Genomic DNA, 19,970 nt, shown 5'->3' on the forward strand with positions numbered 1-19,970 from the left:
GCGGGCCGTATCACGGTTTCGTCTCGGCCGATCCCCAGCACTCGTGGACGACGCCCGCCCGCCGAACGAACCGGTCGGTGACCGTGTACGTCGCCTCGAACGGCCAGTGACCCATGGGAAGCGGCGTCCGCGTCGGCGTCGCCGTCGCCGCCTCGTCGCCGTCGGCCGTGATGCCGGTGTTGGCCTGTCCGGTGACATCGACGGTGAATTCCCCATCCGCGACGGTGACGGTGACCTCGTTGACGCTGATGTCCAGGTCGTTGCGCCGACCGATCATGTCGGGATACGCCGCGAGCATCTCGTTGTACTGGTACGCCCGTTCGTACGCCTCGACGAACGACGAGACGGAGTCGCGGGTCAGTTCGTCCGGCTTCTCTGGATACGGCTTCGGCGCCGCCGCGGCGTCGGACGGACGCGGCGGCGCCGCGGCCGTACAGGCGTCGTCGGTCACCGTCTCGGTCGGCGTTCGCGTCGGGGTTCCGGTCGGAGTCCGCGTCGGCGTCCCGACCTGCGTCGGCGTCGACTCGCTCCCGCCGGGGTTCCCGAGACACCCCGCGGTGCCGGCGAGGGCGCACACCGATCCGAGCAGGGCGCGTCGCGTCGTCGGGAGCACGTCCCGAACACGTCAAACGAGATAGACAAGTGTCTTGTGGGGTCGTCGTCGGGAGCGCTCTCGCCGCCCGCCGGTAGCAACCGTTTTGCGCGCCGACGCGTAAGGGCGGACGATGGACCGAGACGCCGCGCTGGATCGGGTCGCCGACATCGTCGACCTCGTGGATCGGGCCGCAACCGACGACGCCCGTCTCCCCGTTCCCGTCCGCGAGGTGTGGGTGTACGGCGACGTGGCCCTCGGACTCGATCCGATCGACCGCCTCGACGTGTACGTCACGAAGGACCTCCTCATGCGCGGCGACGCCGATCGTGCGGCCGAGTTCGAGGAGCGCTACGGCGTCGCGGGCGTCGGCAGAACCGTCGACGCCGACTGGGCCGAGGCGCATCCGGACCACCTCCGCGCGAACGACAACGGCCACGCGGCGCCCGAGCGCTGTCTCGCCGCCCACCTCGTGAACGACGACGAACCGATCCACCTGGAGGTGTGCAACGCCTCCTTCTCGGACAACGTCACCCAGCGACTGAAGGGCGCGATGGCCCGCGAGGCCTACGGCGAAATCCTCGATCCGCGCGGCGTCTGCCTCTACGCCGACGGCCGACGCGACGACGAGGCGATGGCGAAGCTTCGCGGCGGCGAACTCGCCTTCCCCACCCTCTCGGAGGCCCTGGAGATGTTGGGGCTGGACGAAGGGGCGGCCGCCGAGGCGGCCGACGCCCTGCGGGAACGCCGCGCCGAGACGACGGGGCGGACGGTGCGGGGCGACGTGGTTTGACATCCTCCCCGCGCTAAAGCGAGAGGATTCCTCCGTTGGGGGTTCGGCTACCGACCCACGGAGGCAACTTGCGGGTTTGTGAGCGCTTCTTTGGGACTGTCGTGAGGGTGTGGTTTCCCCGACCACTCGTGGTCGTCCCACTCGAATCGCACGGGCCGTGCCATCGGCCTGAGTTCGCAATCGCTGTTTTCTCGAAGGAACGTCTCTGACGCCGTGAGGTCGGCGTGCCCCTCGAAGCCACACGGACACGTCAGCATGTCCCCGTGGCGAACTGTCTCCTCGTGGTCACCACACTCTGGACACGTTTGGCTCGTCCACGCTTCCGACTCGGCTTCGAGAGAGATGCCGTACTCCTCACAGACGCACGCGAGACGGTGGATGACCTTCTTGAACGCCCAGAAGTTGTGCGTTTTCTCGTTCACCCTGACCGACCAGTGCGTTTCCAGCACGTCGGTCAAGTCGCCTACGTACACCGTCGCCACGCCCTCGTCGTACAGTCGTTCAACGAGGTCGCGCACCAGCGCGTTCTGTGCGTGGTCACGGCGTTTCGTCCGCTGTCGGTACAGCCGTCGAATCCGTTTGGAACTGTAGCGTCCCTCTCGGAGTTTCGACTGAAGGCGGGCGATTTCGTCAGTCGTCTCGCGGAACCGTTCGAACAACTCCCGACCGTCGTAGAGATACTGGTTCCCAGTGGTCGTGGAACAGGCGACGAGGTTGTTCGCGCCAACGTCGAGGGCGGCTTCTTCGGAAGCCAGTGGTGAATCCAGTCGAGAATCAGGGACGGTGACTGGTTGGAAAGCCCTGAACGTGTCGTTAACCTCGTCGTATTCGAGTTCCAGACGACCCCGTTTGCCGTCCCACTTCGGGTTGCCTCGGACTTCGAGGCGGAGTCGTTCGTGGTAGCCGAGTCCGTATTCGTCTTTCAGTTCTTGCCCGACAGGGATTTCGAGACGGCTACGCTTGCCCCACTGAATCGTGTACTGGTTGTTCCGGATGTAGGTGCGGAGTTCGCGTCCGTCTTCCTCGTTGCCCCAGTACGACGGCGGGTTGGCGTCCTTGCCGTTCTCCTTGAGGGCGAAGAACGACCGCCACGCTTCGCTGTTCTTGCGCGTGACCTGTTGGACAGTCGCACTGCCGACGACGCCGTTGTAGCGTCCTCGGTATTCGGAGGTGTCCCATACGTCGCCGTCACCGAAGTAGTTCTGACGACGTTCGTAGGTCAGCTCGTTCCACAGAGAAGCGGAGGCGTCGAGTAGCCGTAGTAGGCACTCTTTGTCATTCTCGGTCTGTGGGACGACCTCAAAGGTGTTGACGCGCTTCATTCGTTGTCACCTTCCTGTTCCGCGATGTAGCATTCGACAGCGCCTTTCGATGCGCTCCCCGCCGTACCGACGTAGTACGAACGAGTCCACTTCACGCGGTCGTCGTAGCGTTGGTTGTACTTCCGCGCGGAGATGCCCTTGACCCAGTTGACGATGAGTGACGGGGCGTTCTTCGGCGGACTCCCGATGAACAGGTGTACGTGGTCGGGCATGACCTCGGACTCGGCCAGTTCGAGGTCTTTGTTCTCACAGATTTCCGCGAAGATGGCTTCGAGACGTTCCTTCGTCTCCCCCGTCAGGTGCGAACGCGGATATTTCGGCACGAACACTATGTGATAATAGAGTTCGTATTTCGCGTGACGGGTACTCTTTACCATCTATGTATACTATCATAGTCAGATGGGTTAATGATTGCGTTGGAACCTCGTCTGTGCCATCGTCGGCGGTTGAATACTGTTAGTCGGCTTCATCCCCGTCCTCGAAAAGCGGAGCTTTTCGGTTGCAGCGAGAGCTTCGCTCTCGCCATGCCCCTGAAAGGGCGAGGCTTTCGCCTCGAATTTTTCGCAAGACACGGGTGACGCCGGGGTGCCGCGCGAGGCGGCGGCGTCACACACCCGCGACCCGCCCCGCGACAACGGTCAGGGCACGGGTCCGCTGGCCGCCCGTCCCTACTTGAACCCTCGCTCGGGTACGTGCCCGACGACCACGTCGAACGGCACCACCTCGGCCCGGCGGTACGTCTCCGCCTGCATCGCTTCGACCACCTCGCGACCCATCTCGCGCCACGCCGTCCGCAGGTCGTCGTACTCGTCGCCGACCGCCCGCCGGAGTTCCGTCTCGTGGTCCGCCAGCCCCGCTCCCGTCGCCTTCCGGGTCGCGTCCTCCAAGTCGGCCTCGCCGTACGGCGGTTCGATCACCTTCCGGTGGTAGTGCCGGCGCGTGGTCACGTCGACCAGTCCGGCGGCCTCGAACGCCTCGCGCACCCGGTCGCCCATGGCCACGTCGGTTTCCACGCCGTCGAGATACGCCTCGCGCACCCGGCGTTCGAGTGTGACTTCACTGTGGACCGTCGACTCGACGGCCACGTCGCCGTTGTCTGGTTCGACGGCCGCCACCGTCTCGCGGGCGACGCGGCGGAACTCCCGGAGCGCCGCGGCCGGATCGGGCAGGTTCACGAGGAGCGCCTGACACGCCACGAGGTCGACGGCGCCGTCACGGACGGGGAGTCGGAGGGCGTCGCCGGCGACGACCGGCAGTCCGGTCTCCTCGCGGGCGACCCGCAGGAGCGAGGGGTCGGCGTCGGCGCCGACGACGGTGCAGTCCTCGCCCGCCTCCTCGGCGAGCACCCGCGTAAACTCGCCCGTCCCACAGCCGGCGTCGAGGACGCGCTCACGGGACGGCAAATCGAGGGCCGCGAGGGCGTCCCGCGACGCCCACAGGCCCGCCCGCGTCCGCCGGAGGTAGTCGGCCGAGAAGTTGCGCACGCGGGCCGTACCGCGCCGGGGGGCAAAAATCAGTCGTCCTCGATCCGTCGGCGGGCGGCCAGCGCCGCCGCGACGACGGCGGTGACGCCCGCGGTGACGCCGAACCCCGGCACCGTGACGCTGGTGTCGTCGTCGACACGGACCGACACCGACTCCGACGGCGTCCGGGTGGGGGTCCCCGTCGGTGCCGGCGTCGCCGTCCCGGTCGGCGTCGACGACGGGGTGGCGGTCGGCGCCGCGTCGGGCGAGAGCGTCGCCACCACGCCCGCGTGATCCGAGGGCCAGAGTCGGTCGCCGTCGACCGCGATTCGGTTCGCCGGGTCGGCGCCCACGCGCGTCACGTCGGTCGCCCCGAGGTCGCCGCGGACGAGGACGTGATCGATCCGCGCCGTCAGCGACACCTCGTCGTTGCGGAGGCCCGCAGCGTGACAGCAGGTGTTGCCGACGCCGTCGGCCGCGTCGCGAAAGGTCCCGGTGAGGTGGTCGTAGGCCCCACGTGATCCGCCGGGGCCGCTGTTCAGGTCGCCGACGAGGACGACCGGGTCCCGTCGGTCCGCGAGCAGCGTCTCCAGTTCCGTCGCCTGCTCCAGTCGCGTCCCCGCCGACGCCGATTCGAGGTGTGTATTACAGACGGTCAGTCGCGTCCCGCCGACCGTCACGTCGGCGAGCAGGTGGCCGCGCTCGACCGTGATCGATCGCTCACCGTCCGACAGCGAGACGGCGGCGTCGAACCGCCCCGTCGTTACGTTCTCGGTCGCCACCGACTCGTGAGCGAGCAACAGCGCGCGGTCGGTCAGGCGGACGGCGCGGCGCTCGCCGTCCACCGTCGTCGGGAGCTGGAAGTCGGTGGTCTCCACCGCGGCGACGACGCGATACGGCAGGTCGCGCTCGGAAAGCGCCGCCGTCAGCGTCTCTCGAAAATCGTAGCGGACGTCCGTCGCCGTGGGCGTCGTCCCCGCGGTCGGTTCGCCCGTCCGGATCAGCGCCACCTCCTGTAGCCCGACCAGGTCCGGTTCGGTCCGTTCGAGTTCGGCCGCGACGGCGTCCATGCGCTCGGCGACGTGGCTCCGGTCGACCGCCCGCACGAGGTCGTTCACGGCGGTCCGGACCGCCTCGCTCCCCTCCATCGCGGCGGTCAGGAGGCGAAAGAGGTTGGCGCCGAGATAACAGTTTCGCGTGGCGACCGTCACGGCGTCGTCCGACTGGGACTGGCCGCGACCGCGCCCGGTGCCGGCGACGCCGACGCCGAGTGCGCCGGCGCCGACGGCGAGCGCGTCGCGTCGCGTGAATCCGTCGCTCATTCGACCGTCGCTACGGCGGGTCGTCGGAAAAGCGCCGCGGCCTCATACGGATTATCGTCCCTGTTTACCGGTGGTTCGCCGAGACAGTCCGGCGAACCACCGATAACGACGGACAATAACCCGTATTACTCCGCCGCCAGTTCGTGGACGCGGTCGATGTTCCACGCGAAGCTCTTGCCGTCCTCCGTCGGCGTCTCCAGCACGAACGGCCGGTCGCGCAGATCGGGGTGGCCGACGATCCGGCGCATGCCGTCGACGCCGATCTCCCCCTCGCCGACGTGGGCGTGTTCGTCCTTGTTCGTCCCGCAGGCGTGTTTCGAGTCGTTGAGGTGGAGACAGTGCAGATGTTCGAGGCCGATCACGTCGTCGAACTCGTCGACCGTTTCGTCGACGCCCGCGGGCGTCGAGAGGTCGTAGCCGGCGGCGAAAGCGTGGGCGGTGTCGAGACAGACGCCGAGGTCGTGGGTCGACTCCTCCAGAACTGCCGCCAGATGTTCGAAGTCGCCGCCGAGTTTCGTCCCGCTGCCCGCGTCGCTCTCGACGAGGACCGTCACGCCCTCGGGCACGTCGAGTTCGTCGAGGGCGCTCACGGCGTTGTCGAGGCCGCCGTCGACGCCCGCGCCCGTGTGCGCGCCGAGGTGGACGTTGACGTACTCGATGCCGAGTTTGTCGGCGGCGTCGACTTCGCGTTGCATGCTTTCGACCGATTTCGCGCGCAGGTCGTCTTTCGGCGTACAGAGGTTGACGAGATAGGAGGAGTGGATGACCCACGGGCCGTCCAGATGCTCGGCGGTGCCCTCGCGGAACGCCGTAGCCTCGTCGTCGTCGACGTTCGGGTCTTGCCAGACTTGCGGGGAGTGGGTGAAGATCTGTCCGCAGTTACCGCCAACGTCGCGCTGGTTGTCGACCGCGTTGTCGACGCCGCCGGCGACGGATACGTGTGCTCCGACTCGCATACCTTCCCCTGTCTTCGAGCGCGCAAAGGCGCTTCGAATCGGACACCAACGGTTTTTGTCGACCCCGGCTGATGGACCGGTATGGACGGTCCGATAGCGGTCGGCGAGACGGTTGCGGACGTGTCGGCCACGCTCGTCCGCCCGGACGGCACGGCGACCGACGTGGCGCTGGATGACCTAGTCGCGGAACGTCCCGTGTTGCTCAGCTTCTACACGCTCGATTTCAGCCCCGACTGCATCGACGAGTGGTGTTCGTTCCGCGATTTCGACTGGTTCGCGAGCGGCGATCACGTCCAGGTCGTCGGCTGTAGCAAGTCCAGTGCCGGCCTCCACCGCCGCTTCATCGACCATCTCGACCTGAGCTTTCCGCTCTACACCGATCCGGATCTCGCCGTCTCGGACGCCTTCGGCGTCACGTACCGCACCCTGGGGATCACGCGGCGTTCGCGTCGGTCGTGTTTCTTCCTCGATTCGGACCTGACGGTCCGCTACCGGTGGCTCGGCGAGCACTGGCTGGACCCGACGCGCGACACGCCGCCGGTGAGCGAGATTCACGACGCCATCGTCGAGGAACTCGACGTCTCCGACCCCGAGACGTTCGGCTTCTAACGACGCCCCGGCCGCCGGCGCGTCCACTCGTCGCTCGCGTACTTCTCGCTCGCTCGGTCGCGTGCCCGTTCGAGTTCGTCGCCGGTCCAGCTTCCTTCCGTGGCGTCCGCCCAGTCCGCGAGCGCCGCTTCGAGCGCCCCCACCGCCTCCGACCGGCTCACGTCCGCGTGGTCCGCGATGCCCGTCACGCGCTCCCGGAACGCCGCCGGCGTCACGCTCGCATCGGCGAAGACGGCGAGGTGACGCTCCGCGTTCACCGCGTACGTGAGCGAGCCGTGTTGCACGACGGCGTCGGTCCGGCGGTGCTGGGCGTTGCCGCTCACCTTCCGCTCCTCGCCGTCCGTCTCGACCACCACGTCGTGGGCGGGGTGGAGTTCGCGCAGGTAACACGCCGGCTGGTGGCGGGCAGGGCGTTCCGTCTCCGCGAAGCGGGCGGGGACGCCCATGCGCTCGAAGGCGTCGAGGATCGGGGCGCACAGTTCGTGGTACGATTCCACGAGGTCGCCGGGGAGTTCGTCCGCCGGCGCGACGATCGTGTAGGAGACGTCGCCGTGACTGTCGTGGTAGATGCCGCCGCCACCGGTCGGCCGGCGCGTGACGCCGACACCCTCCCGCTCGCAGTGGTCCCAGTCGACGGTGTCGGGGTCCTGGTGGTAGCCGAGCGAGAGTGTTCTCGGCTCCCAGCGATACACCCGGAGGGTTCGGGGGCCGCCCGCGGCGGCCGTCTCCGCCGCAATCTCGTCGAGCGCCATGTTCATCGGTCCCGGCCACGCCTCCTCGCGGATCAGCCGCCACTCGCGGTCGGCGTGCCCGTCGCTCGCGTCCATACCGACCGGTCGGCGCCGGCCGGCAAATGGGTTTCGCGAGCGCCCGCTCACCCCGCCTGCTCGTGGAGGCGTTCGAGCACGTCACCGACCTCGTCGACGAACACCTCGAAGAACCGTTCGCCCTTCTCGGCGGTCGCCAGTTCGGGGTTGCCGACCGCGCCGGTGTCGCTGAACGCGTCGAAGTCGGCGTAGGCGGCGAGCGGCCCCGGATGCGAGAGGTCGTCGCGGGTGCGGTCGTACGGCGACTCCCACGGCCGTCCCTCGGCGGCGTCCATGTCGACCAGCTCGGGGCGGAGGTGGGCGATCATCGACGTCTCGATTTCGCCCGCGTGGCCGGCGCCGCCGCGGTCGCTCTCCCGAATTTCGCCGATCCGCTCGGCGCCCAGATCGAAGTACGTGACACCCAGTATCTCGGCGTCCCGGTGCGTGGACCCGATCGTACTCGTCGCGCTCGAAACGAGCGCGCCGTTGCCGCCGTGGCCGTTCAAGAGCAGGAGGCCGTCGAACCCCTCCCCGAGGACCGACCCCGCCGTGTCTTCGAGGAGCGCGAGCAGCCGGCCGCCGTCGAGGGTCACCGTGCCCCCGAAGGGCGTATGATGCGGGGAGTGCCCGGTCCAGAGCGGCGGCGTGACGAGTATCGGCATCCCGTCGGCGACGCGTTCCGCGGCCGTCGTGGCGACGGCGTCGGCGAGGATCGTATCCGTCGCCGTCGGCAGGTGGTGACCGTGCTGTTCGAGGCTGCCGACCGGCACGACGGCGACCGACCCGTCCCGTTCGGCCACGGACCGAACGGCCGGATACGGCTTGCCCGCCCACGCGACCGGCGACGCACCGATGGTATCGTACACCATGCGCCGGCTACGGCGGTGAGGGGCAAAACTGCGTGGGCCGTGCGCCGCGCAGACGCGGACCGCGCCGTCGGACGCCGTGTTCCGAGATCGCCGTACCATCCGGGCTTCACTATCTGAAAATAACCCTAAATCGTGTAATCGGAACAAGGACAACACTTTTGCTCCCCCTTCTAATTAGGTCGGGTATGTCAATACGTGATTTGATACCAACCAGCGGCGCAGGGCCGCTGGACGCCGTCACGAGCAATCACATCGTCCGTAACTTCGTCGGCGGCCTCCGGTTGATGCTCAACGACCGGACGACCGCCGTATACTTCTGGATCCTCGTCGGCATCGCGGTCCTCGGCCTCGTCGGCCCCGCCATCGCGCCGTACGACATCGAAGAGACGCAGTACGACGACGAGACGGGTGAGGTGTTGAGCGCCGCGCCGCCCTCGCTCGACCACCCGCTCGGGACGACCTTCGCCGGCTACGACGTGCTCTCCCGCCTGCTGGTCGGTGCCCGGCCGACCGTGATCACGGGCGTCCTCGGCGGGGGACTGATACTTACCATCGGGACGACCATCGGGATAACCGCGGGCTACGTCGGGGGTCGCACGGAGACGATCCTGATGCGCTTTACCGACTTCGCGTACGGCGTGCCGCTCATCCCCTTCGGCATCGTGATGATCACGTTCCTCGGCGTCGGGTTCATCTCCTCGATTCTCGTCATCGGGCTGATCCTGTGGCGGGGGGGTGCCCGGGTGATACGCGCCCAGACCCTGCAGATCAAGCAGTACCCGTTCGTCAAGGTCGCCAAAGCGACGGGTGCGAGCCGCCGGCGGATCATCATCAAGCACATCCTCCCGAACGTGGCCCCGATGGCCATCTTCTTCCTGGCGCTCGGCGTCGGCTACGCCATCATGCTCCAGGCGAGCCTGACGTTCCTCGGGGTCGCGTCGCCGTTTACCCCGTCGTGGGGCGTCATGATCCGGAACGCGTTCAACTCGGGGTACATGTCCGAGGCGTGGTGGTGGTCGCTGACGCCCGGCCTCCTGATCGGCATCACCGTGCTCTCGACGTTCATGTTCGGACGCGGGTACGAGGACCTCATCACGGCCGACGGCGAGTCGGTCGAAGCGGATACGGTGGCTGCCTAATATGAGCGATCCACTACTCGAGGTCGAAGACCTCACGATCCGGTACGAGACGGACGGCGGCGACCTGACTGCGGTGTCGGGCGCCTCCTTCAGCATCGACGACGGCGAGTTCTTCGGTCTCGCCGGCGAGTCCGGCTCCGGGAAGAGCACGACCGCCAAGGCGATCATCGGCGGCCTCGACGACAACGGCCGCGTCGACGGCGGGACGATCCGGTACCGCGGCGAGGAGATTCAGGACTTCACCGAAAAACAACTCAACAAGGAGCTCCGGTGGAAGGAGATCTCCTGGATTCCCCAGAGCTCGATGAACAGCCTCGACCCGCTCCAGCGGGTGAGCGAGCAGGCGGCCGAAATCGGACGGGTCCACACCGACCTCTCGAACGAGGCCATTCGCGAGAAACTGAAAGAGATGTTCGCCGTGGTCGGGCTCCAGGAGAGCCGGATCGACGACTACCCCCACCAGTTCTCCGGCGGGATGCAACAGCGGGCGATCATCGCGCTCGCGCTGTTTCTCGAACCCAGCCTCGTCATCGCCGACGAGCCGACGACGGCGCTCGACGTGATCATGCAGGACCAGATCTTCAAGTATCTCGACCGGATGAAAGACGACGCCGAGACGAGCCTCCTGCTCATCACCCACGACATCAGCGTGATCTTCGAGTCGTGTGACAGCGTGGCAATCATGCACGCCAGTCAGATCGCCGAGCGCGGCTCGACGGAGGCAGTCCACGACAACCCGCGCCACCCTTACGCCTTCATGTTCAAGGAGGCGTTCCCCGACATCCGCGAGCCGGACCGGGATCTGGAGGTGATCGACGGCTACCCGCCCGAACTGATCGGCGAGGTGACCGCGTGTAGCTTCGCCGACCGATGTCCGTGGGCCGTCGAGGAGTGCCGCGAGAGCGCCCCACCGCTCGACCCCGTCGGCGACGACGACGCCACGCACGCCGCGTCGTGTTTCCGCGCCGACGAGGCGTACGAACTGTACGAGAAGCACGGGGCGACCGATCCGGCCGCGCCGGAACAGGGGGACGACTGAGATGGCGGACGCTCCCCTGCTCGAAATCGACGGGCTGGAGAAACACTTCGAGGAGAGTTCGAACGTCTTCGACCTGCTCATGCGGCGCGATCCGTCGAAGATTCAGGCCGTCGACGGCGTCTCCTTCACCCTCGAACAGAACGACTCCATCGCCGTCATCGGCGAGAGTGGCTGCGGGAAGACGACGCTCCTGTTGACGCTCATCGGCCTCCACGACATCACCGGCGGCGACGTGGTGTACAAGGGGACGCCGATGTCGTCGTTCGACAGCGCCGACTGGAAGGACTACCGGAGCAACGTACAGGTGATCTTCCAGGACCCGTTCAACTCGCTGGACCCGAAGATGACCGTCGAGGAGTCGCTGAAGGAGCCGCTCGAAATCCACGACGTGGGCAACCGCGACGAACGGATTCGGCAGGTGCTCGAGGACGTGGAGCTCCGACCGCCGGAGAAGTATCTGAAGCGCAAGCCGATGAACCTGAGCGGCGGCGAGAAACAGCGGGTCGCCATCGGGCGGGCGCTGGTGCTCGAGCCGGACATCATCCTCGCCGACGAGCCGGTGTCGATGCTCGACGTGTCGACGCAGGCGTCGGTGCTCCGGATGCTGAAGGGCCTCATCGACGACTACGACGCCTCGATGATCTACATCTCCCACGACCTCTCGACGGTGTCGTACATCTCGGAGGTGGTGAACGTGATGTATCTGGGTCGGATCGTCGAGTCGGCGGCCACGGGGCAGCTCCTCGACGACCCCAAACACCCCTACACGGAGGCGCTCGTCTCGGCGATTCCGGTTCCGGACCCCCACTACGACCGCCCGCGGACGGAGATGTCCGGGGCGCCGCGCGATCCGATCGACCTGGGGGAGGGCTGTCGGTTCCGCGACCGGTGTCCGAAGGTGATTCCTCCCGACGACCTCGCGGTCGACCAGGCCGCGTATCGGGAGGTGATGGCCTTCCGCGAGGCGCTCGAACGGGACGCGCTCCCGCTCGACCGCATCCGGGAGAGCCTCGACGATCCGGGCGACCGGGACGCGCTCGCCGCCGCCATCCGCGACGAGTACTTCTCGACCGAGCTGTCGGGCGAGAACGCGGCGACGCTCGACTCGGCGCTCGAGGACATCGCGGGCGGCGACCGCGAGACGGCCATCGAGGACCTCCGCGAGCGCTTCGAGAGCGTCTGTGAGATCACGCCGCGATCCATCGAGGCCGAGACCGACTGGCACGTCGCCTGCCACCAGTACTACGACCACGACCGACAGGTCACCGAGGACCATGCAATCACGACAGACTGACACCCGACCCCGGACGGCAGTGATCGTCAGCTCCCGGCCACGGCCACGGAGCGCACCGCACGGACGGGCCGCCCCCGACGGCTCCCGTCCCCCGAACGCGGAGGTGAGTACGCCATGTCGTCGATGAAGCGGTACGTCCTCGTCCGGAGCCTCCAGACGGTGTTCACGCTGTGGCTGGTGCTCACCGCCCTCTTCGTCATGTTCCGGTCGATGCCCGGCGACTTCACCGCCCAGATGGCGGTGGCGGGCGCCAACGAGGAGGCGCTCGCGGCGTTGCGCGCGAAGTGGGGGCTCGACCAGCCGCTCTACGTCCAGTACTGGCGGTACATCTCCAACCTCGCTCAGGGCAACCTCGGCGAGTCGCCGGTCTACCGCGTCCCCGTCTGGGAGTTCGTCAAGATGCGCATCTTCAACACGTTCATCCTCGTCGCTCCCGCGATGACGTTCACCTACATCCTCGGGGCCTTCATCGGCACGATAGCGGGGAGCAAGCGGGGGAGCCGACTCGAAAAGCTCGGCCTCATCCCCGTCATCGGCGCGGGCTCCTTCCCGGCCTTCTTCATCTCCATCGTCCTGATCGTGGTGTTCGCCAGCTGGCTCAACCTCTTCCCGACCTCCGGGATGCTGTCGGCCGGCGGGAGCGACGCCGGGACGTGGTGGGGTCCCTACGTCACGCCCGACTTCGGGATTCACTACGTCCTGCCCTTCGTGGCCGTGGTCTGTCGGTATCTGTTCATCCCCTCCCTGATCATGCGAACGAGCGTCGTCGAAGTGATGGGGCAGGACTACACCGAGTATCACCGCCTGACTGGGCTGCCGACCACCAAGCGCCTCCGCCACGTCGCCAAACACGCCAGCCTGCCGGTGATCACCATCTACCCCGTCTCGCTGGCGCGGGCGCTCGGCGGCCTCGTGCTGGTCGAAACCGTGTTCAACTGGCCGGGCATCGGCTTCACGCTCGTCGAAGCCGTGCTCGGTCGTGACTACCCGGTCGTCCAGTTCGTGTTCTTCGTCGTCGCCGCCTTCGTCATCATCTCGAATTTCCTCATCGACCTGCTGTACGGGGTGATCGACCCCCGCATCCGCGTCGAGGACTGACCTCCCTCGATCACGGCATTTAATCACCCTTTATTATTGGAGCAGTGTGGACTCTTCGCGTCGGTAAGTTTATTCATGTCGGGTTTGGTTCTTCGGTGTATGTCATGCGATAACGACGCGGACGGTGGCGGGCTCAACCGCCGCTCGGTACTGAAGGCAATCGGCGTTGCGGGCGCGACCGGTCTCGCCGGCTGTGGTGGGCAGTCCGGCGGTGGCGGTGGCGGCGGCGGTGGCGGTGGCGGCGGTGACCTCGGAGAACGCGTCTCGACGCTCCAGATGGAGTACTGGTCGGACTACGGCGGCTTCACGACCACACAGGAGCAGATGGCGCCGATCATCTCCAGCGGCGCCGAGGAACTCGGCGTGGGGATGGAAGTCGTCCCGGTGAGCATCACGACCCAGCTCTCCCAGATGGCGAACGACTCCAACCGGCAGAACAACATCTCCTTCACCTGGTGGGTGCCCGCGGCCGACCGCCTCGACCCGCAGGAACTGCTGAACAACATGCGGCTGGACTGGGCCGGGGCCAACGGGCAGAGCAACTACTCCAACTACGCGGACTGTGAGTACACCCGGCTGCTCCTCGAACAGACGTCCGCGGAGACGGAAGAGGAGCGCCAGCAGGGCATGCACGAGGCCATCGCCCGGCTGTCCGAGGACTGCGCCATCGGGAACCTCGCGCCGGTCGCCAACATCGGCGCCTGGCGGACGGACATGGTCGACATGGGCGGCATCGGCAACGGCGGGATCGCCCGCTCGAACGCCGAGTGGGCGTTCAAATCCAGTACGACGGGGGGCGAGGACCTGATCGTCGCGATCAACCCCATCGCCACCGAGACGTCGAACTGGCTGACCCACTCCGCCTCGATGCCGGAGGCGATGTGGCAGCACATGATCCACTCGCCGATCCACAAGTACAACGAGAACTTCGAGCTGACCGAACTGCTCGGCTCCGTCGACGTCGTCGACTCCCAGGAGATCGTCGTCGAACTGTTCGACGACGCGCAGTTCACCAACGGCGACCCCGTCACGTCCGAGGACGTGAAGTTCACGTTCGAACAGATCAAGCGCGGCGGCGAGGCCGGCGCGTACCCGGGCGCCGCGCCCGTTCCGTACGACGCCATCGAGACGCCCGACGAGAAGACGGTCCGGTTCACCTTCACGGAGCCGTACATCCCCTTCGCCCGCACGACGCTGATGCGGTGGGGCATCCTCCACAAGGCCTCCTTCGAGGAGGCTGGCGCCATCGAGAACCCCGGCGGCGCCCAGTTCGAGACGCCCATCGTCTCGTCCGGCCCGCTCGAAGTGACGGAGCTCCAGCGTGGTCAGCGCGTCGTCACCGAACCCCACGACGGGCACCCGACCTACGAGGCCAGCCAGCCGATCATCTTCGAGGCCTACCGCAACGAGGAGACGATGATCACCGCGCTGGAAGCCGGCGAGTGTATGATCACCCCGGAGATTTCGCCGCCGAACGCCCAGCGCGTCAACAACGAGATCAGCGACGCGCAGGCGGAGTTCGCCGCGACCCACACCTCCTACAACCTGCAGTACGTCTGCCACACGGCGCCGTGTAAGTTCCCCGAGTTCCGCAAGGCCATCGACGCCGCCGTGAACCGCCAGAAGATGATCGACGTGGCGCTGGCCGGCGAGGTGGAAGCGGAGATGTACCCGACGTACATCTCGAAGAACCACCCGATGTACCCGCCCGAGGACATGCTCTCCGGGTGGGCCGAGTCGCCACAGGGCAGCCCGGAAGTCGCCCGACAGATGCTCGAAGACGCCGGCTGGGGCTGGGACGGCAACGACAACCTGCACTACCCGCCGGACGCGGACCTCGACCCGCTTTGGCCCCAGGGTGAGGTGCCGTCGGCCGAGGACTTCCCCTGCATCGAGGAACTGGGTCTGGACCCGTAGTCGAACCGCCGACCACCCGCCGTTTTTCGGCTCGTGTCGTCAGGCCGCAGACCGCCACCCGTGATACGGATTACTGGTCTTGTTGAAATCCTCAATCGATGACAATTCCCAGTAGCCGTGCTGAATACGGGGCGCTTATGTCGCACACGCTGCGCTCAGCAGTTGAGGCCGCACTTCTCGATCATAGGTCGGGGCTTGTCTAAACACTCACACGAACTCTCCCTGTTGCGCCATCTCGAATTCAAACTGTGCTCCACCATCAGTTCCATCGGTTACAGACAGCTCCCAGCCGTGGGCTTCCACGATTCGTTTTACGATGGTCAACCCGAAACCGGTACCACCCTGTGCCGACGAATGCCCCGGTTCGAACACCTCGTCACGCTTTTCGACTGGAATTCCTGGCCCATTGTCCTCGACGTAGATCCCCCGTTCGTCGTGGCAGCCGACGCGAACGGTCACGTCGGATCCACCGTGTTCAACAGCGTTCCGGAACAGATTTTCGAACACGTGCCGTAGTCGGTTGGGATCGCCTTGGAAGGTCATTTCGTCGATGATCTCGATGGTTGCGTCGTCCGTGTCTACTGTCGCCCAGCACTTCCCGACGAGGTCCGTCAAACTGATCGACTCGGTTTCGCATATCGTGTCGCCTTGGCGAGCAAGCGTCAACGTGTCCTCGACGATCGCCTCCATCCGGTCGAGCGCCTGCAGGAGTGGATCGAGATGACTGCTTTCTGCCTGCTCGGCAAGGAGCGTGGCACGACCCTGTGCGACGTTGAGCGGATTGCGTAAATCGTGAGAAATAACGCTCGCAAACTCCTCTAGGCGCTCGTTCTGCCGGCGTAATTGTCGCTCCCGTTCGACGCGTTCAGTCACGTTCCGAGTGACCCCAACGAGGCGAGTTATCTCACCCTCAGAGATGACCGGCGCAAGCTTCGTCTGCCAGAAGCGTGCTCCTTCGCCGACCCGGAGTTCCTCTTGATACGAGATCGGTTCGCCAGCGTTGACACAGCGGTGATAGTTCGCTTCTAACTCAGCTCCCTGTTTTTCACCGAACACGGTTCGTGGTGTCTGGCCCTGCACTTCCTCGGTTGTAATGCCAGTCTGGCGCTCGTAGGAGGGACTGAGACGTTCAAACTCGAATCGGACACTATCCCCATTTTCCTCGACATTGATGAGAAAGATGGCGTCCTCAACGCTGTTTAAGAGGGCTTCGTACTCTTCGGCGAGCTCTCGGGCTTCGAGCTCGTACTCCTTTCGCTCGGTGACGTCTCGACTGCTAAGGAGAATCCCATCGATGATGTCGTCGCCGAGTCGATTCCGCATCGTGGCCTCGATCCAGCGCCACGAGCCGTCGGCGTGGCGGAATCGGACTTCGACAGTCTCGGATTCAGACGGGTTCGAGAGAACGGTCTCCAGCGCGTCGGCGTTTCGTTCCCGGTCCTCGGGATGGACGAACTCGAATCCCTCGTGGCCAACCACTTCGTCGGGATCGTAGCCGAGAATCCGTGTGAGGGCCGGACTGACGTAGGTTATCGTCCCGTCGGTATCGACGACTGTTGCGAGATCATCTACCTCCTCAACGAGCGTCCGATACCAGTCAGCCCCGTGTTTACTGGTTTCTCGGAGAGCCGTATCGTCTTCCATTGGTCGTACTGGGTCCAGTGCACGTGTATACATTTTGAACTCGTGCGCTATCTTCAGTGGAAGCAGCACCCTTTGTACTATATATGGGTGTAGTTACCAAGATTTTGCTGAGTACATCCTCTCATCTTGTACGCCGCTTCTGACACGGAATAGAGAGGTCAATACGATCGTGAAGGATCGAGGGCACGATCTCGACAGCGACGGCTTGTGCAGGGAATCAAAGTATTCATCGGCTATGGAGAGAATAGGTTCTCCTGATGAACCACGTTTCGACGAGCGACTTAGTCGACCAACTCGAACAGGAAAACACGAACTACTTGGAAGTACTGAGCAAGGACGCGCTGAGCGTCGAACTTGCACAGTACCCCAATCCCGAGCCAAAGACGGCCCACAAAACCGACGAACTCTACTTCATCATCTCCGGATCGGGGATGGTCCACGTTGAAGATGAGCGGTATGCTGTCGACGAGGGTGACGTAGTCTACGTGGAACAGGGAGCCGAACACGACTTTTTCGACATCGAGGACGAAATCACGGCCCTCGTCGTCTTTGCGAGTGCGGAAGACTCCGTCCTCGGCCAAGGTCTCTGAAGATCTAATCTGCTCCCGCGAACAACTGCCGAACTCAGTCTCTGCACCGGGCACACCGTTACTGTAACTGTATTCCGGTAGTTCGCCGGCCGTCTCGGCGAACCACCGGTACTGACTTACAATGACCGTACGAGGCGTAGCCATGCGACACCTCACCGCGGACGAACTGGTGACGCTCGGCGAGCGGTTCGGCATCGACGTCGACGCCGACCGGGCGGCCGACCTCACGGGGACGGTCAACGCGATGCTCGACGACCTAGACGCCCTCGACGACCTCGCCATCGTCGAAGACGCGCCCTCGCCGACGGGCGCCGACCCCGGGGCGCGCACCTGGGCTGACCCGACCGACGACCCTCACGGCGCCGTCGCGGCCGACTGTTCGGTCCCGCCGTCGGCGACCGGTCACCTCGACGGGACGGCCGTCGGGATCAAGGACGTCATCGCCGTCGCCGGTGTCCCGATGCGCTGTGGGTCGGCGACGATGCGGGGGTTCGTCCCCACGACGGACGCGACGGTCGTCGACCGACTACGGGCGGCCGGCGCCGCCATCACGGCCAAGACGGCCTGCGACGAGTTCGCGGGGAGCGCCCGCGGGACGACCGGCCACGGCGCGCCCATCACCAACCCGCACGACGACGGGCGGACGGCCGGCGGCTCCTCCGGCGGGAGCGCCGCCGCGGTGGCGAGCGGGCGGGTCGACGCCGCCCTCGGCACCGACACCGGCGGCTCCGTCCGCATCCCCGCGTCGTTCTGTGGCGTCGTCGGCTACAAGCCGACCTACGGGCTCGTCCCGCTGACCGGCGTCGTCGAGAACACGTACACGCAGGACCACGTCGGGACGTTCACGAACACGCTCGACGACGCGGCGGCGCTCGTCGCCGCGATGGCGGGGGCGGACGAGTCGGACCCCGCGAGTCTGGCGGCGGCCGGCCGTCCGGGGTACCGCGTCGGCGGCTACCGCGACGCCGTCGCCAATCCGCCCGCCCCGGCCGACCTCCGGATCGGCGTCCTCGCCGAGGGGACGGGCGAGGGGGTCGCCGACCGGGTCGAGGAGCGGACGGACGCCGCCGTCGACGCCCTCGAAGACGCCGGCGCCGACGTTCGGACCGTCTCGGTCCCGTCGTTCCACGACGCCCGGCCGATCAAGAACGCGCTGAGTTTCACCGAACTCGCGACCCACTGGCGGGACGGCGCCGCGCCGTACCGCCGCGGCGGCGTCGACGAGACGCTCCAGACCGGGTTCGCGCGGGCACGGGCTGCGGCCAGCGGCGAGTTGAGCGACTTCTATACGAGCAAACTCCTCGCGGGCGCGCAGGTGGTCGACGCCCACGACGGCCGGCCGTACGTCCGCGCGCAGGCCGCCCGCGAGCGGCTCCGGGAGGCCTTCGAGGACGCGCTCGACGGCGTCGACGCCCTTCTCCTGCCGACGATGCCGGACGTGGCGCCGCGGATCGATTCGGTCGGCGAGTGGGCGTACGACTACGCCCGGAACACGCGCGCTGCGAACGTCACCCGCCTCCCCGCGGTGACGGTGCCGAACGGCACCGCGGCGGGACTCCCGGTCGGCCTGCAGTTGCTGGGTTCGGCGTTCGACGACGCCCGTCTCCTCTCGGTCGCGGCGGGCGTCGTGGCGACGGTCTGAACGGTTTATTGTAAGTCAGTGCCGGTGGTTCGCCAGAACGGCCGGCGAACCACCGGGACACAGTTACAGTAATCCGTATGAGCGCACCATTTATACGCCCGAACGGGCTGGTGACGGTATGTCCTCAACCGACGCCGTCGAGCAACTCATCGAGCGCGACGTGTTCGAACCCGTCGACTCCGACGGCCTGCGCCCCACCGAGTCGTTCCGGGAGGCGGTCGACCGGCACCGGCGGACGCTGGCGGAGCGCGACCCCGACGAGCGGAGCGCGGCCGTCGCGGAACTCGCCGACGATCCGGAGACGACGGACACCTTCGAGGCGGCTGCGGTCACCGATCCGGACTTCCTCGCGCGCTACGTCGCCCTCCGGAACCGGACGGACGACCTCTCGCCGGCGCAGGCGCTCACGCTCACGGTCGTGATCGGACAGTTCGAGTCGGGGACGCCCCGCGCCGACGGCGCGCCCGAGGCGTTTCTCGCCGTCGACGGCGAGGACCTCGTCCGCCTCGTCAAGCTTCACGAGCGCTGTGTCGTGTACGCCTGGCGCGAGGACTGCCCGCCCTGTGACGCGATCCGGTCGGACTTCGACGAGTTGTTCGGCGACGAACCGCCGGGCGATCTACTCCTGTTGGCGGTGTACGGCCCGGACTGCCCCCGGCTGCTGGACCGGGAGTTCGACGTGAGCGGCGCGCCGACGACCCTGTTTACGCTCGACGGCCGCGTCGACTCGCGGTTCGTCGGCGCGCCGTCGACGGAGGGACTCGAAACCGAAATCGAGACGCTCCGCGAGCGGACGCCGCCGTCGGCGGAGTGAGCGGGGTCGTCGGAGTCGTTCGCCGGGATCGACGCGCACCCCCCCCCACCGTGGGCAT

19 protein-coding genes are annotated in these 19,970 nt (G+C 66.5%); 10 read left to right on the forward strand and 9 right to left on the reverse strand.

Translation table 11 applies throughout. The features are described from left to right. Window positions 1-10: 10 nt before the first annotated feature. Entirely contained in the window at window positions 11-613 is a 603-nt protein-coding gene (locus DU484_RS05815; RefSeq protein ID WP_114605357.1) for a hypothetical protein, read from the reverse strand. A gap of 112 nt (window positions 614-725) precedes the next feature. Between DU484_RS05815 and DU484_RS05820 the strand changes: the two genes are divergently transcribed. Beyond that, entirely contained in the window at window positions 726-1,385 is a 660-nt protein-coding gene (locus DU484_RS05820; protein WP_114585226.1) for a DUF7095 family protein, read from the forward strand. A 47-nt stretch (window positions 1,386-1,432) separates the two neighbouring features. Here DU484_RS05820 and DU484_RS05825 read toward each other — a convergent pair whose 3' ends face one another. The 5 genes from DU484_RS05825 to DU484_RS05845 form a co-directional block, all read right to left on the reverse strand. After that, window positions 1,433-2,707 (reverse strand): RNA-guided endonuclease InsQ/TnpB family protein, encoded by a 1,275-nt coding sequence (locus DU484_RS05825; protein WP_114605358.1) that lies wholly within the window; start codon window positions 2,705-2,707, stop codon window positions 1,433-1,435. After that, window positions 2,704-3,084 carry an IS200/IS605 family transposase gene (gene tnpA, locus DU484_RS05830; protein ID WP_114605359.1) on the reverse strand — a complete coding sequence of 127 codons (381 nt, stop codon included), beginning with the start codon at window positions 3,082-3,084 and terminating at the stop codon, window positions 2,704-2,706. The genes DU484_RS05825 and tnpA overlap by 4 nt, the downstream gene beginning before the upstream one ends. Before the next feature lie 291 nt (window positions 3,085-3,375). Further along, entirely contained in the window at window positions 3,376-4,191 is an 816-nt protein-coding gene (locus DU484_RS05835) for a class I SAM-dependent methyltransferase (RefSeq protein ID WP_114605360.1), read from the reverse strand. Window positions 4,192-4,220: 29 nt separating this feature from the next. Further along, complete coding sequence (locus DU484_RS05840) at window positions 4,221-5,492, reverse strand: endonuclease/exonuclease/phosphatase family protein (protein ID WP_114605361.1); 1,272 nt, start codon at window positions 5,490-5,492, stop codon at window positions 4,221-4,223. A gap of 125 nt (window positions 5,493-5,617) precedes the next feature. Continuing rightward, entirely contained in the window at window positions 5,618-6,448 is an 831-nt protein-coding gene (locus tag DU484_RS05845; RefSeq protein ID WP_114605362.1) for a deoxyribonuclease IV, read from the reverse strand. Between the two features lie 81 nt (window positions 6,449-6,529). Between DU484_RS05845 and DU484_RS05850 the strand changes: the two genes are divergently transcribed. Then, window positions 6,530-7,057, forward strand: a complete 528-nt coding sequence (locus DU484_RS05850) for a redoxin domain-containing protein (RefSeq protein ID WP_114605363.1) — start codon at window positions 6,530-6,532, stop codon at window positions 7,055-7,057. Here the strand turns inward: DU484_RS05850 and DU484_RS05855 are convergent. Beyond that, the gene (locus DU484_RS05855) at window positions 7,054-7,884 is read right to left on the reverse strand and encodes a lipoate--protein ligase family protein (protein WP_114585232.1); all 831 of its coding nucleotides are present in this window, start codon (window positions 7,882-7,884) and stop codon (window positions 7,054-7,056) included. The genes DU484_RS05850 and DU484_RS05855 overlap by 4 nt on opposite strands. Window positions 7,885-7,931: 47 nt before the next feature. Further along, entirely contained in the window at window positions 7,932-8,735 is an 804-nt protein-coding gene (locus DU484_RS05860) for a creatininase family protein (RefSeq protein ID WP_114585233.1), read from the reverse strand. Window positions 8,736-8,920: 185 nt separating this feature from the next. Here DU484_RS05860 and DU484_RS05865 point away from each other — a divergent pair, with 185 nt between their 5' ends. The 5 genes from DU484_RS05865 to DU484_RS05885 all read left to right on the forward strand — a co-directional run bounded on the left by DU484_RS05865 (window position 8,921) and on the right by DU484_RS05885 (window position 15,222). Then, the gene (locus tag DU484_RS05865; RefSeq protein WP_114605364.1) at window positions 8,921-9,874 is read left to right on the forward strand and encodes an ABC transporter permease; all 954 of its coding nucleotides are present in this window, start codon (window positions 8,921-8,923) and stop codon (window positions 9,872-9,874) included. Window position 9,875: 1 nt separating this feature from the next. Next, on the forward strand, window positions 9,876-10,913 hold the full coding sequence (locus DU484_RS05870) for an ABC transporter ATP-binding protein (RefSeq protein ID WP_114605365.1): 1,038 nt from the start codon (window positions 9,876-9,878) through the stop codon (window positions 10,911-10,913). 1 nt (window position 10,914) lies between these two features. Next, window positions 10,915-12,207: an oligopeptide/dipeptide ABC transporter ATP-binding protein gene (locus DU484_RS05875; RefSeq protein ID WP_114605366.1), complete on the forward strand. Its 1,293-nt coding sequence runs from the start codon at window positions 10,915-10,917 to the stop codon at window positions 12,205-12,207. 114 nt (window positions 12,208-12,321) lie between these two features. Next, window positions 12,322-13,305, forward strand: a complete 984-nt coding sequence (locus DU484_RS05880) for an ABC transporter permease (protein ID WP_114605367.1) — start codon at window positions 12,322-12,324, stop codon at window positions 13,303-13,305. Between the two features lie 99 nt (window positions 13,306-13,404). After that, complete coding sequence (locus DU484_RS05885; protein ID WP_114605368.1) at window positions 13,405-15,222, forward strand: ABC transporter substrate-binding protein; 1,818 nt, start codon at window positions 13,405-13,407, stop codon at window positions 15,220-15,222. Between the two features lie 207 nt (window positions 15,223-15,429). Here the strand turns inward: DU484_RS05885 and DU484_RS05890 are convergent, their stop codons facing one another. Continuing rightward, window positions 15,430-16,866 (reverse strand): PAS domain S-box protein, encoded by a 1,437-nt coding sequence (locus DU484_RS05890; RefSeq protein ID WP_114585239.1) that lies wholly within the window; start codon window positions 16,864-16,866, stop codon window positions 15,430-15,432. A gap of 257 nt (window positions 16,867-17,123) precedes the next feature. Between DU484_RS05890 and DU484_RS05895 the strand changes: the two genes are divergently transcribed. The 3 genes from DU484_RS05895 (at window position 17,124) to DU484_RS05905 (ending at window position 19,912) form a co-directional block, all read left to right on the forward strand. After that, window positions 17,124-17,456 carry a cupin domain-containing protein gene (locus tag DU484_RS05895; protein ID WP_114585240.1) on the forward strand — a complete coding sequence of 111 codons (333 nt, stop codon included), beginning with the start codon at window positions 17,124-17,126 and terminating at the stop codon, window positions 17,454-17,456. A 142-nt stretch (window positions 17,457-17,598) separates the two neighbouring features. After that, on the forward strand, window positions 17,599-19,098 hold the full coding sequence (locus tag DU484_RS05900; protein ID WP_157969507.1) for an amidase family protein: 1,500 nt from the start codon (window positions 17,599-17,601) through the stop codon (window positions 19,096-19,098). Between the two features lie 118 nt (window positions 19,099-19,216). Next, window positions 19,217-19,912 (forward strand): thioredoxin family protein, encoded by a 696-nt coding sequence (locus tag DU484_RS05905; RefSeq protein WP_114605370.1) that lies wholly within the window; start codon window positions 19,217-19,219, stop codon window positions 19,910-19,912. Window positions 19,913-19,970 lie beyond the last annotated feature (58 nt).

Origin of the sequence: Haloplanus rubicundus, assembly GCF_003342675.1 — an archaeon.
Taxonomy (GTDB): Archaea; Halobacteriota; Halobacteria; order Halobacteriales; family Haloferacaceae; genus Haloplanus; species Haloplanus rubicundus.